Source organism: Staphylococcus sp. HMSC055C03 (genome assembly GCF_001809385.1).
Taxonomy (GTDB): Bacteria; Bacillota; Bacilli; order Staphylococcales; family Staphylococcaceae; genus Staphylococcus; species Staphylococcus simulans.
In genome coordinates, this window is record NZ_KV797511.1 from 62,265 (window position 1) to 75,569 (window position 13,305).

14 protein-coding genes and 1 riboswitch are annotated in these 13,305 nt (G+C 36.9%); of the genes, 8 read left to right on the forward strand and 6 right to left on the reverse strand.

The features are described 5' to 3' along the window. Positions 1-33: 33 nt before the first annotated feature. The 4 genes from HMPREF2603_RS10175 to HMPREF2603_RS10190 all read right to left on the reverse strand — a co-directional run bounded on the left by HMPREF2603_RS10175 (position 34) and on the right by HMPREF2603_RS10190 (position 2,799). On the reverse strand, positions 34-219 hold the full coding sequence (locus HMPREF2603_RS10175; RefSeq protein ID WP_060804692.1) for a helix-turn-helix transcriptional regulator: 186 nt from the start codon (positions 217-219) through the stop codon (positions 34-36). Positions 220-264: 45 nt separating this feature from the next. Beyond that, positions 265-597 carry a hypothetical protein gene (locus HMPREF2603_RS10180; RefSeq protein ID WP_060804689.1) on the reverse strand — a complete coding sequence of 111 codons (333 nt, stop codon included), beginning with the start codon at positions 595-597 and terminating at the stop codon, positions 265-267. A 115-nt stretch (positions 598-712) separates the two neighbouring features. After that, positions 713-2,017 carry an LLM class flavin-dependent oxidoreductase gene (locus HMPREF2603_RS10185; RefSeq protein ID WP_060804687.1) on the reverse strand — a complete coding sequence of 435 codons (1,305 nt, stop codon included), beginning with the start codon at positions 2,015-2,017 and terminating at the stop codon, positions 713-715. Positions 2,018-2,046: 29 nt separating this feature from the next. Further along, positions 2,047-2,799, reverse strand: coding sequence for a 3-oxoacyl-ACP reductase (locus tag HMPREF2603_RS10190; RefSeq protein ID WP_060804684.1), 753 nt, complete (start codon positions 2,797-2,799; stop codon positions 2,047-2,049). 115 nt (positions 2,800-2,914) lie between these two features. Beyond that, positions 2,915-3,016: riboswitch (TPP riboswitch) on the reverse strand. 150 nt (positions 3,017-3,166) lie between these two features. Here HMPREF2603_RS10190 and HMPREF2603_RS10195 point away from each other — a divergent pair. The 4 genes from HMPREF2603_RS10195 to HMPREF2603_RS10210 all read left to right on the forward strand — a co-directional run bounded on the left by HMPREF2603_RS10195 (position 3,167) and on the right by HMPREF2603_RS10210 (position 6,555). After that, positions 3,167-3,481, forward strand: coding sequence for a hypothetical protein (locus tag HMPREF2603_RS10195; protein WP_002480117.1), 315 nt, complete (start codon positions 3,167-3,169; stop codon positions 3,479-3,481). 178 nt (positions 3,482-3,659) lie between these two features. After that, the gene (locus HMPREF2603_RS10200; protein WP_060804682.1) at positions 3,660-5,075 is read left to right on the forward strand and encodes a YfcC family protein; all 1,416 of its coding nucleotides are present in this window, start codon (positions 3,660-3,662) and stop codon (positions 5,073-5,075) included. A 40-nt stretch (positions 5,076-5,115) separates the two neighbouring features. Beyond that, positions 5,116-5,493, forward strand: a complete 378-nt coding sequence (locus HMPREF2603_RS10205; protein WP_257243748.1) for a YbgA family protein — start codon at positions 5,116-5,118, stop codon at positions 5,491-5,493. Positions 5,494-5,691: 198 nt separating this feature from the next. Further along, positions 5,692-6,555: a phytoene/squalene synthase family protein gene (locus tag HMPREF2603_RS10210; protein ID WP_060804678.1), complete on the forward strand. Its 864-nt coding sequence runs from the start codon at positions 5,692-5,694 to the stop codon at positions 6,553-6,555. 83 nt (positions 6,556-6,638) lie between these two features. Here the strand turns inward: HMPREF2603_RS10210 and HMPREF2603_RS10215 are convergent, their stop codons facing one another. Then, entirely contained in the window at positions 6,639-7,064 is a 426-nt protein-coding gene (locus HMPREF2603_RS10215) for a pyridoxamine 5'-phosphate oxidase family protein (RefSeq protein ID WP_023014741.1), read from the reverse strand. Positions 7,065-7,194: 130 nt separating this feature from the next. Here HMPREF2603_RS10215 and HMPREF2603_RS10220 point away from each other — a divergent pair, with 130 nt between their 5' ends. From HMPREF2603_RS10220 to HMPREF2603_RS10240, 4 genes are all read left to right on the forward strand, one after another. After that, positions 7,195-8,370, forward strand: a complete 1,176-nt coding sequence (locus HMPREF2603_RS10220) for a glycerate kinase (protein ID WP_060804676.1) — start codon at positions 7,195-7,197, stop codon at positions 8,368-8,370. Positions 8,371-9,007: 637 nt separating this feature from the next. Further along, positions 9,008-10,441, forward strand: a complete 1,434-nt coding sequence (locus tag HMPREF2603_RS10230; protein ID WP_070468898.1) for a YhgE/Pip family protein — start codon at positions 9,008-9,010, stop codon at positions 10,439-10,441. 42 nt (positions 10,442-10,483) lie between these two features. Then, entirely contained in the window at positions 10,484-10,924 is a 441-nt protein-coding gene (locus HMPREF2603_RS10235; protein WP_060804672.1) for a MarR family winged helix-turn-helix transcriptional regulator, read from the forward strand. A gap of 164 nt (positions 10,925-11,088) precedes the next feature. Next, positions 11,089-12,090 (forward strand): NADP-dependent oxidoreductase, encoded by a 1,002-nt coding sequence (locus HMPREF2603_RS10240; protein WP_060804749.1) that lies wholly within the window; start codon positions 11,089-11,091, stop codon positions 12,088-12,090. Positions 12,091-12,178: 88 nt separating this feature from the next. On the opposite strand, the gene HMPREF2603_RS10245 is transcribed toward HMPREF2603_RS10240, so the two are convergent. After that, the gene (locus tag HMPREF2603_RS10245) at positions 12,179-13,027 is read right to left on the reverse strand and encodes a CPBP family intramembrane glutamic endopeptidase (RefSeq protein ID WP_060804670.1); all 849 of its coding nucleotides are present in this window, start codon (positions 13,025-13,027) and stop codon (positions 12,179-12,181) included. Positions 13,028-13,305: the final 278 nt, after the last annotated feature.

Sequence of the window (13,305 nt, forward strand, 5' to 3'; positions counted from 1 at the left end):
ATGAACTCGTAATTTTGTTCATGGCCTGTTTTATTATGAAAATAATTCATCCACTGTAACTTTAAACTGTTTAGCGATTTTAAAAGCTAAGCTTAAAGAAGGATCATACTTATTATTTTCAATCGCATTAATCGTTTGTCTCGAAACATTGACACTTTTACTTAGTGCTTCTTGAGACATCTCATTTTGTTTGCGATACAATTTTATTTTGTTTTTCATAACTCTCACCCTTTGTAGGTGTATTTTCTCATCACTCTATGTCTATTATGGATACTTTCGTTTAACGATTACATAATTATAAACTAAACTTCCCATTATAATAACTAAAAAGACAGCTTCAGGATATTTCGAGATAAAGCTATGTGCACTGACTAAACCAAGCGTACGATTTAGAAAGGCAAATGTGATGAGAAGAATGGTAATGATAAAAGTCTTTGCGAGTACTTCTAAAATAATTTTAGTTTGACGTTCGTCATAATGAGACTCGGTTTGAACATCTACTGCTTCTGAAGGCATATAATTTTTTAAGAAGCCTCTCCAAGCAAATGCGAAAGCAACTAAGGTTACAATAGGGATGATAATTTTTAGTAATATCATGATGTCCCTCCTGAAATGTAAAGTTTATTTGACATTTTTAGAATACTGCTGCGCTTAAATAATGTCAAGTATGTTTTACATTTCGCATAAAAAAACAGAGCCGAATGGCCCTGTTTTAAATTCCTAAATGTTCTTTAAATGTGTGTCCTGTATAGTTTTTTCGATAAAGTCCGCGTTTTTGTAATTCTGGAACAATCAAATTTACAAAATCATCTAAGCTATCCGGCAAGGTAGGAGGCATTAAGTTGAAACCATCTGCCACACCTTCTTTGAACCAATGTTCCATTTCATTCACAATTTCCACAGGTGTTCCGATCAATGTTAAATGACCACCACCTGCATTTAAATATCCCAATAACTCTCGTACAGTGGGGTTTGTATCTCTGATAATCTCAAGGACTGTTTCATAACGACCTACAGGCCCAGTAAATTCAGAGACAGGAGGTAAGTCTGGGACTTTATCATCTAAATCCCAACTATGACAATCTTGTTGGACAAAGAAACTGAGTTGATTTAGCGCTGTTTCAATCGGTAGTTGATTATCAAGCGCCGCTTTTTTCTCTAAAGCTGCTTCATGGGTTTCTGCGACATAAGTCACCAGACCTGGGAAGACTTTAAGGTTGCGGTCAGTCTGACCGGTACGTTTGATTTCATCATCTAAGCGTTGTCTGAACTGTTTTGCTTGTTTGATATTCCAAGAAACAGAGTAAACTGCATCTGCATATTTAACTGCGAGTGCCACGCCTTGTTTAGATGCGCCAGCCTGCATTGCGACGGGTTTACCTTGTGGACTTGCGGGTGTAGATAAAGGGCCGCGAACTTGGAAGTGTTCTCCTTGATGATTGAAAGGTTCTATTGCTTTTGAATCAATCAGTTGATTGTGTTTACGATCGTGTTTGAAATCATTGGTTTGCCATGACTCGAAGAGATGATTCATGACTTCCGCAAATTCATCTGCTTTTTGGTATCGTGCTGTATGATCAGGCAGACCTTCCATACTGTGATTTTGTGCTTCAATATCCGTCATAGATGTGACTAAATTCCAACCGACACGACCGCCAGTGATATGGTCCAAACTTAATAGCTGACGTGCAGCCGTATAAGGGTTAGAAAATGTGCTGGAAATCGTTGAGACTAACCCGACATGTTTTGTGACCTGCGAAATTGCAGTTAAATTGACAATAGGGTCAAACCAGAACGCAGGCATCGTGGTGTCATTATTTGCGGGGAAGGATTGGTTATCCGCGAAAAACACCGCGTCAAAATAACCGCGTTCTGCGATTTGAGCTAAATCTTGATAATACTCGATGGTGCCGATACGTTCGACACTTGAATCAGGCATCAGCCATGCGGCTTGATGATGGCCGCATCCATATAATAAAACGCCAATGTGCAGTTGTTTTTCTTTCTGCGTAGGCATGTTATTCACCTCGTGTTTAATATTGTTACTTAGTTCATTGTTAATCCGCCGTCAACAGTGATGTTTTGGCCTGTAATACCGTCTGCTTGTTCTGAAACAAGATAAGCCACCATGTTTGCGACATCTTGGGGTGTTGTCACCTTACGTAGTGGTGTACTTTGCGCAATCAAGTCAAAGACTTCAGGTGTAGTAACTGAGCTAGCGTCCGTTGTTTTAAGCAATCCGCCTGAAACAACATTCGCATTAATACCATATTGGCCAAGCTCTGCTGCAATGTTACGTGTGAAACCAATTAATGCAGCTTTTGCTGTTGTATATTCATGATAAGGAACAACAGGATTTTGGTATAAATTTGTGCCGATAGATACAACACTGCCACGTTGATTTTCAATAAATTGAGGTACCACACTTTGTACAACGTTGAATGCAGCTTTTAATGTGCCATCGATTTGATTTTGATAATCTGACCAGTCCATATCTTTAAATGATTTTTGTGTTGTCGGATCAAATTTGAAACCGATCAATGCGTTGTTCACTACACCATCAATACGACCGAATGTTTCTGTTCCTTCTTTGACTAAATGTTCTACTGCATCACGGTCAGTAACATCTGCTTGAATTGCGACAGCACGGTTATTATCAATTTCTTGAGCCAATGCTTCTGCAGCTTCCTTACTTTGGTTGTAGTTAATAATAACGTTAAAACCTTGTTCACCTAATGTACGGCTGATTACAGCACCTAAGCCACGTCCGCCGCCTGTTACTAAAATTGTTCTTGCCATTTAAATCGCCCCTTTAGTTGAATTAAGACATAAAAAAACACACAACCTATCTAGAGCTGTGCGTATCAGAGCGAGTTTAAAGTATAGACTCAGACATTCTTAGCCATACTTTCTTAGTTAAATACTCACACTTTCCTACGCTAGTTTCAGCTAGATCAGGTTCAAAGGGTCTGAAGCCATGCTTCATCTCAGTTATAAAACGCCCCTAGTGCATTTATATTTGTCATTAACCTTAATCTATCGACTTTCTAGAAGTAAGTCAAGGAAGGGCAATGAGAAAGGATTTAGTGAAAAAATAACAGCATACATGTTATGATAAACAAGAATACAAATAACAGGGTCTCCCTACAGAATTGGAGTGAGTTATATGTTCTGGTTAGGTATGTCATTCCCTTTATTAGCCATTATTTTCATTGTCTTCTCTGTGCGTGAAGAAAAGAAACGTAAATTGAAAAAACAAGAAAAAGAAGCTAGATGGGAAGCACAAAAACAACAAGAAGCGAAAGCTAAAGAAGAACAAGCGGCTAAAACTCAAGAAACTGAAAATCAACAACCACAAGATGTTAAAGCACTTGAACAACAACAAGAACATCGAGAAGTAACAGCTGAAGAAGAAGCACAACGTGTTGAAGCAAAAGCAGCCGCGAATGCACCACACGAAGAAGATAAACCTTCTTCATAATTGAATCATGATGAATTGAAAGCTGACCGAAAGTATAACCGGTCAGCTTTTTCATTATGTTTCTATTTACTTCAAATACACAACAAAACTAAATTTTCCCGACTAATGATTCAGAAACAGGCTATACTATATAAAATAAGAAAATTCAGATAATTAATAGTGGGAAAGAGGAATGTGTATGACAGAAAATACAAAGGAAAATTCAAAAGATTCATCTTCAAAATTCCAGTTAAAAACACCTCATACGTATGCATTGTTAATGATGATTATCGCCATTGCTTGCGTCTTGACGTATATTATTCCAGCAGGGGAATATAAACGCGTAGATAAAGGGGGACAAACGTTAGTAGTCCCAGGTTCATATCATAGTATTGAACAACACGGGGTGTCATTTTTAGATTTATTCCGTGCAGTACCTGAAGGTTTACTGACAGGGGGAGAAATAGACTTTTATATCTTTTTAGTCGGTGGTGCTTTCGGCATTGTACATAGAACAGGCGCATTTGAAAATGGGATTAACCAAGCGATTAAAACATTAGGTTCTTCGCGCATCTTAATGATTCCATTAACTATGATTGTGTTCTCTATTTTAGGCTTTTCAATTGGTTTAGCAGAAGAAACCATTATCTTTGTGCCGATTGGTGTAATCATTGCGAGAACACTAGGTTATGATGCGATGACAGGGGCCGCGATGGTGATTTTAGGTGCTGCAAGTGGATTTATTGGAGGTATGTTGAATCCATTTACAGTCGGTGTTGCGCAAACCGTTGCTGAACTTCCCATGTTCTCAGGTTGGGGGTTACGTTCCATCATTTATATATTCATTCTAGCCGCAGCAATCGGGTCGGTAATGTTTTATGCTAGAAAAGTGAAACGTAATCCAAAGAAAAGTGTCGTTTATGCTTTAGAACAAGAAGAAGGTCAAAGTCATAAGGCTATAGAATATGAACGCTTTACCAAACGTCAAGCCTTCGCATTAAGTATTATTGCGTTAACTATTGTGTTTAACGTCTATGGTATCTTTCGTTATGAATGGTCTTTTAATCAAATGAGCGCAAACTTTGTTTTGGCAGGTTTGCTTGCAGGGTTTGTCAGTGACTTAGGTATGAATGGTACCTTTGATGCTTTTATTGAAGGAATGAAAGACATTTTATTTGGCGCAATGATTGTTGGTTTTGCGAAAGGCATTGTCGTTATTTTAGAACAAGGTAAAATTATTGATTCTATTATTCATGGAATGACTACACTACTCAATGATGTTCCATCGTCTATTGTGATTATTGTGATGTTTATCTTCCAATTTTTCCTTAACTTCTTCATTCCATCTGGTTCAGGACAAGCCTTGACTACAATGCCTTTGATGGTGCCGATTTCAGACTTGCTGGATATTAATCGTCAACTTACAGTGCTTGCTTTCCAATATGGTGATTCCATCAGCAATGTGCTGTTTCCGACTTCTGCCATTTTAATGGGTGCACTCGCAGTTGCGAAAATTTCATACGTACAGTGGTTGAAATTCGCTTGGAAATTGATTCTGCTGTGGGTTATTATTTGTGCAATTGCCATGTCCATCGCATTGCTTGTCGGCTATTAGGGAATACTAACTCTGTTCAAAGTTAAAACATGAGGAGGAAGTGTCCTTGAATCAACACGAGAAAGAGAAATTATGGCGTGAATATAAATATGAAGTCATGTGGCATAGCCAAGCACACTATAACCAAATCAGATCAGTCATGAAAGATAATGTAGAAGGTGAGGTATTACAACGCTTGATTGATGAAGCATTAGCCCTCCCTCCGTCTAAAGGTGCCGTCATTAATACGTTTGATCATATGTGGGGCTATTTTAAGAAAGAAGCGGATGATACTGAAAAAAATCGACACCAAACATTGAAAGCGGACTTCGAATCAGGGAAAACAACATGTGAGGAGCTCTTGTCATTTATCTATACACTTGCGATTAAATATCAAAGTAAGTACTTATTAAATTCTTCAATTTTGAAGAATGCATGACAGAAAATCAGAAGTATTAAAAAATTTGAGAAAAGTGGTAGGTTATTAAATGACTTTTATCTGATTTTCGCTTAACATGTAACACAAGTTTCAAATTAAATCAGATTTGGTTAACTGAATAACTTAACTTATTATTAAAATTTCAAATAGAGGGTAATTGACTCTAGTAGGAATAATGACAGCAAGGTGTGAAATGTTATGGAACAATTAATAAATGATGATTACGAATACTGCAGAAAGATAATGGAAGAGTACTCAAAGACCTTCTCTTATGCGTTTAATAGTCTGCCTGAACAAGAGCGTAAAGCAGTTTGGGCGATTTATGCAGTATGTCGTATGATAGATGACAGTATAGATGAATATGAAGATCCAAAACGCTTAGATGCGATTCGTGAAGATTTAGAACACATCTACGATGGAGATTCTGAAAATGTGAACTTTAATAGTAACGCATCTGTGATGCGCGCGTTTCGTCATACACTAAAATCTTATCCTGTTCCATTACATGCCTTTAAAACATTAATGGATTACGTGGAAAGCGATTTGACTATGACAGCATTAGAAACAGATGAAGAGCTAGAAGCCTATTGTTACGGCGTGGCAGGTACGATTGGTGAATTACTGACACCTGTACTTGCTTATGAACAATATTATGAGACAGCAGATAAAATCGGTATAGAACTTGGTAAAGCCCTACAAATCACAAATATTTTACGTGATGTCGGTGAAGACTTTGAAAATAACCGTATCTATTTAAGCGCAAATCGCTTAAAAGAATATAATGTTGATTTAAAAGCAGTATATGAAGACGGTGTGACACAAAATTATATTGATTTATGGGAAAGTTACGCCAAAGATGCGGATGCTATGTATCATAATGCATTAAGTCATTTAGATTACTTCCACGAAGATGCACGCCCCATTATTGAAGTTGCAGCTCAAGCGTATCGTGAAATCCTTGAAGTTGTACGTAAAAAGCATTATTCATTGCACCAACGTGCATATGTCAGTCGCTTGAAAAAAGGTCAAATTTACCGTCGTGTCATGAAATCATACAAATAACTTTAAACTTAAAACAATAAACTATAAACAAAACCAGCATGTGATGTTTCAAACAGGCATGCTGGTTTTGTCATGTTTATAGCTTAATTAAATTCTACATATTGCGGTCCATCTTCTGAATCGCTATTCATTAATTTAATAGATCTTGGAATAGCTCTAATGACACAAAGTTTAGGGTCTTCTTTAGAATCAAAGAACGATTTATCTTGTTCGTCCCAAATCCAATCTAATACATCTGGATCTTCAGTGACTTCTAAGTCTGCATAGATTTCTAAGAAACTATGGTTTTTCGTATCATCATAGCCTAATAAAATATGCGCAACAGGATTTTGTTCGATTTCTTCAATCTTTACTGAGTCTGTACTAGTTTTCGTATATAAATCAAATTCTTGGTCATAGAAAATCATATATCGGCTATCTGGCTTATTGTCATAGGAAGTTGAAAGTACACCAATACGTGATGCTTTCATAATATCTTTAATCTTTTTTAAGACAACTTGTCTATCCATAGTATTCACCTCTTTTTTTATATTTACCCGTATGCGTTGGCAATAAAAGTTGTGTCAGGTATAACTCATCCTTTATGCATATTGTAAATGTCGCTATAATGAAGATGAAAAAAGAAGGAGGCATCATGGAATGGTACGAAAAATTGTGATTGCACCAGATTCATTTAAAGAAACTTTAACAGCGGCTGAAGCGGCACAAGCCATAGAATTAGGACTACAGGAAGTCTTGCCTGAAACGGTCATCTATGACAAAGTACCGATGGCTGATGGCGGTGAAGGGACGATGCAGTCGCTCCATGATGCCTTAGGCGGAACCATGAAACCTGTAAAAGCGACAGACGCTTTAGGCCGAATTATTGATGCACAATATTCATATGTTGAACAAAGTAAAACGGCTATTATTGAACTCGCAGAAGCTTCTGGTTTAGAAACAATCGAACTCAAACATCGTAATCCGCTTGTGACTTCTACATACGGTACAGGGCAATTGATTTTAAGCGCACTAAATCAAGGTGCACAAAAAATTATCCTCGGTATTGGCGGAAGTGCGACCAATGATGGCGGAACAGGTATGATGAAAGCACTTGGCGTAAAATTCCTTGATGAGAAAGGTGACAACTTACCTGAAGGTGGTGCCGCTCTAATCAACCTTGCGCAAATTAATATTTCTAAGTTAGACAAACGGCTGAAAAACGTAACTTTTGAAGTAGTCTGTGATGTTGATAACCCATTACTTGGACCCACAGGTGCTACTCATACGTACGCTAAACAAAAAGGCGCTTCACCAAAAGATATTGAACAACTCGAACAAGCTTTAACACATTACAATCAAGTGTTAACAGAAACGTTTCAACATGATTATTCTAATGTGCCAGGAGCAGGGGCTGCAGGTGGTACGGGTATTGCGTTAGTTGCTTTTTTAGCTGCAGAACTTTCTCGAGGTATCGATATTGTTTTACATGAAACACAGTTAAAAGCACGTCTGAAAGATGCTGATATTTGTATTACCGGCGAAGGTAAAATCGATCGACAGACAATTTATGGGAAAACGCCGATTGGTGTTGCGAAAACAGCTCAACAATTTAACATACCTGTTATTGCGTTATGCGGCGTAACTGGAGAAGGCTATGAAGCTGTTAAAACACATGGGATTGATCACGTCTTCAGTGTGACTGGCCTAGATGACAGACCACCAAACGACCATGCTTCAATCAGTAAAGCAGAAGCACTTGCACATCCATTTCGTTATTTAAAAGCACTCGCACAAGATGCGGCACATAGATTAGAATTAGGGAAGAACGTCTAAATAGTTAGACGTTCTTTTTTCTTCAAAAAAATCAACTTCATTTTTGGTAGTTAATACTATAGCGTTCATTGCTTAGGGTGTTTAAAACGTCCGACTATCCAAGCAATCAATGCTAATAACATTACACAAATAAAAAGAACGATATTGATATAACTTTTTATTATCTGATCAGGATTAAACAAGCTATTAAGTAACAATATTCCTGTCAGTATGATTAATAGATATTGAACGATGACATAGCGTTTCTTCATATTCAATCAGCACCTCTCTCTTTATATGAGTGATTAACTTTAAAATTAGAATAACATAAAATTATTAAAATATGATTAAATAATTGAAGCGAGTGTGTAATGAATCATCTACCTTGTTTGAGTCATTTGAAATGAAGTCGATTTAAGTAAACATTATGAAAGCTTGTATATTTAAGAGTGAAAAGAAAAAGAGAAAAAATGTGTATTTTATTGTTGACAATCATCAACAATAGGTTTAATATTAGAAAACGTACATAGGGTGTACTATTTAAAATAACAAATCAATAATGGAAAATAAATGCGTAAAAGTGTTGGGGTATCAAGCTTTTACGTTTTAAAAAGTATCATAGTACATGGGGTGTACTATAAAGGAGAAGGAGTTACTTATGTTTAATGAGTTAAAATTTATCAAAAATAATAAGATGTTAATTGTTGCGTTGATTGCGATAGGCTTATTACCTCTGATTTATGTAGCATTATTTGTGGGGTCAATTTGGGATCCATATGATAAGACAGACCAATTGAAAATATCTATTGTTAATGAAGATAAAGCAGCAACACTTCAAGGCAAGAAAATCAATATTGGAGACGAAGTCGTATCGAAACTTAAAGATAATAAAAAATTCGATTTCCAAGAAGTATCTAAAGACACAGCGAAAAAACAATTAAAGAACGGCAAAGCTATCGGAACAATTATTATTCCAGAAGATGCATCTAAAAATGCAACAACATTATTAAATAAAAATCCAAAGAAAATTGAGTTAGAAACACAAGTGAACCCAGGTTCAAGTTATACAGGCAGTCAAGCGGCACAAAAAGCGATTGATACTGTAACCAAATCGATTCGCAATACAGTGCGTGCAGAATACTTAGATGAATTATTTGCGGCTAATAAACAATCTAAACAAGGTTATACAGATACATCGAAGGCTTTAGGACAAATGTCTCAAGCAGAAGGGCAATTAATTAATGGTAATGAACAGGTGACTGCAGGTTTAAAACAAATGGCACCTATGGCAGGTGCACAAGGTGAACAGTTAGTTCAAGGTAATGAACAAGTGACACAAGGCATACAACAGCTTCAACAAAATAATGAACAGCTTAAACAAAAAATTGATCAAGCAGTAGAAAAACAAACGAATGTCCATTTTGAAAATGAAAATGAACAAGCATTGAATGATATTGAGAAAGTAACAGAAAACAATATCACTAAAGCAGATTACTATGGCGAAACAGTTTTACCTTATATGGCAAGTGTAGGTTTATTTGTAGGTGCTGTATCTTTTGCGGCAATTTATCCATTAACTAAAACATTATGTCAAGATGTCGCACCATGGAAACAATGGTTAGGTAAAGTGTTCTTATATGTCTTACAAGGTTCATTCAGTGCCATCATGTTAAGTCTATGGGTGAAATTCGGACTCGGTTTAGATATTGAAAACATAGGTAAGTTCTTAACAGTCATGTTCTTATGGGCAATTGCGGCAATCGCAGTAACTTCTTTACTCGTATTATTATTAGATCGTGTCGGTTTATTCTTAGCGATGTTATTGTTAGTACTGCAATTAAGCTCAAGTGAAGGAATGTTCCCGATTGAAATGTCAGCCGCATTCTTCCGTTTCATCCACCCATTCTCACCGATGTCTTACGCGATTCAAGGTTTCCGTGAAGCCATCTTTACGAATGCAGGCCACTTTACTTTCGGTTTTGTAGCCGCAATCCTTACTGGTATTGCGTTAGGTGCGATGTTGATTCAATATCTAGTATTAATCTGGTTTAACAAACGTGGCAAACCACTATTCCAAATGAAATTCAACTAATGATAAAATGTGAGTGAAGCGCAATAAGTTGGAGGGACAATCATGAATGACGAAATGAAAGAAGCATTAACTAGATTTGATTTGAGTTTAATGAATATCAATAAATACATTTCAGATATGCTTCAAGAAACAGGATTGAAACATATGATTTCACGAGAGCAATTAGAAGCTTTAATTATGATCCGTTCTCATCGCAGATTAACGATTAATGAACTTGCTGACTTACAAGATATCTTTAAAACTGCAGCTTCTAAACGTATTCATAAACTAGAAAAAATGGGGCTGGTACGACAAGCAGCTTCAGATAATAAGCGTATTAAATTAATGGAAATGACTGATGAGGGCATTCAATTTTTAGAAGAAGTCAAAGAAAAAATGGCATGGATTGTCAGTGAATGTTTAAAAGGACATTTCAGTACTGAGGAAATTGTGCAGTTTGTAGATAAACTTCAAGCCATTGAACAAACATTGAAACAACGTTAAATGAATAACGTAAGGTTAAGCACCGCTACACGATAGAGAGTGAAGCGGTGCTTTTATTTACGCTCAATGCATAGTCAACGTGGGGAGGCGGGTATAGAAGGGTAACATTCATGTAAGAGATAAACGTTATAAGTACGAAGGAGTTGGAAAATATGTCAGAAACAATGAAGGCTATGGCTGTTCGAAAGTATGGGAAACAACCTGTTGAGATGATTGATTTACCCGTACCAGAGCCTGGTCCAGAAGAGGTCCTAGTACGTGTGAAAGCTGCCAGTGTGAATCCAGTAGATTTTAAAACACGTGATGGTGATTTAAAGGCAGTGGTTAAACATAAATTCCCGCTAGTACTCGGCAATGATTTAGCAGGCGTTGTGGAGAAAGTAGGGAAAGACGTTAGAAACTTTAAAGTTGGAGATAAGGTATACGGCCGACCTGGCAAAAATAATATGGGGACATTTGCGCAGTATTTTGCGATTAATCAGTATGATATTGCGTTGATGCCGAAGAACTTAGATTTTGTGGAAGCGGCGAGTATTCCGCTAGTCGGGTTAACGAGCTATCAGGCTTTCCATGAAATCATGCATCTTAAAGCAGGAGATAAAGTGTTGGTTGAAGCGGGTTCAGGCGGTATTGGTACCTTTGCGATTCAATTAGGCCGTGTGATGGGCTTACATGTCGCGACGACTGTCAGTGAAAAAGGTGAATCCTTAGTTCGATCACTCGGCGCAGATGAAATTATTAATTATAAACAACAAAATTTCTGGGATGTCTTATCTAATTATGATGGGGTCTTTGATACGTTAGGTGGCAAAAACTTAGAAAAAGCCTTTACGATATTAAAACCAGGTGGCTCTATCGCATCATTAGTCGGACCGCCGACTATGAAATTCGCAGATACTTGGCATTTAAATTTAGCAAAACGTGCAGGTATTTGGTATTTGTCTCGTCATGTTCGTAAGCTTGCGAAAGCACACCATGTGTATTATGAATTCTTCTTAATGCATCCGAGTGATGCGCAATTACGTACAATTACGAACCTTATTGAAGAAGGCGAAATCAAACCTGTCATTGATAAGGTCTATCCATTCCATGATACGCAACGTGCACTCGATTATTCAGAACAAGGTCATGCGAAAGGTAAGATCGTGATTAAAGTAGAAGATTAATTGATAGATAACTCAATAACAAAAGGAGCAACCATTAAGGTGCTCCTTTTGTGTATACATATAGAATATTTAAATCAATCATAGCTCACTACATTAATAATAAACCGATAATAATCGCGATACTTGCGGTTCCGTTATTTAACGCATGGACCATATAGCTGTCCCAAAGATTGCGACGGCGTTGATAAGCAAGATAGAAACAAGCACCCATTCCCATATAAAGTAAGAAACCTACGATGTTGGTGCTGGCATGGTTGATTGAAAAAATAGCTGAAGAAATCAGCATCGGCAACCAGAATGAGAATCTAGAGAAAATCGTTTCTTTGAAAATACCTCTGAAGGTAATTTCTTCTAAAAATGGTCCGACAAATGTCAGATGGAACACGAATAAGATGAGTGCAATCACAATCATCGGATTTGTGAAGTCCTGTAGATGTTGAACTTGTTTTAACAGTAATTCATCATTTTCTGAACCTTGTTCACCAAAAACCACTGCCATGACGACAACACATAGTGCAGTCCAAATACGTGTGGCGATGAAATATAGAATATTCCAGGCAATGTCTACAAATCCAAGGGGTTTTAAACTTTCATAACCTTTTTTACGGTAATACCAGACGAGCAACCAGATAACAAGTGCTGACCAAATGACGTAGCCTACAATAATACCTGCGAATGCGAGCGGATTACCATGGGGATTCATAGCGACAAATCCGATTAAAAACATTGCGACAAGTGTTGGTGTCGTACATAAAAACATAAAGATAATCCATAAGATAATGTTGAGCCAACGTCTGCCTTTTGGACGTATGTTGTCAGGATGAGATCGCTTTGATTTTTTTCTGTTTGGTTCATGTGTTTCGTTAGGTGTTATGTAATGTTCAGGGTTGGTTGATTCATCGGTGTAGTAAATATAATCGTCATTTTGTTTAGACATGATGTGACTCCTCTCCTCATTTTAGAGTTCATAATTTCAGTCTATCATACGTTATTAAAAGACAGTGCATTATATCGTAAGTGATGTGATTTCATTCCTAATTGTTAAGTGCGTTATATTGCGTGTTGACAGTGAGAATGAATATCACTTATCATAAAAGTGTAACAAGTTACGCTTATTCGTTTTAAGCAAATAATTCATAAACATAATGTTTTAGTTTTTGTGTGAGATAGTTTAAGATAAATAAGTAAATCATTACGTCTTAAGTCATCAGATGA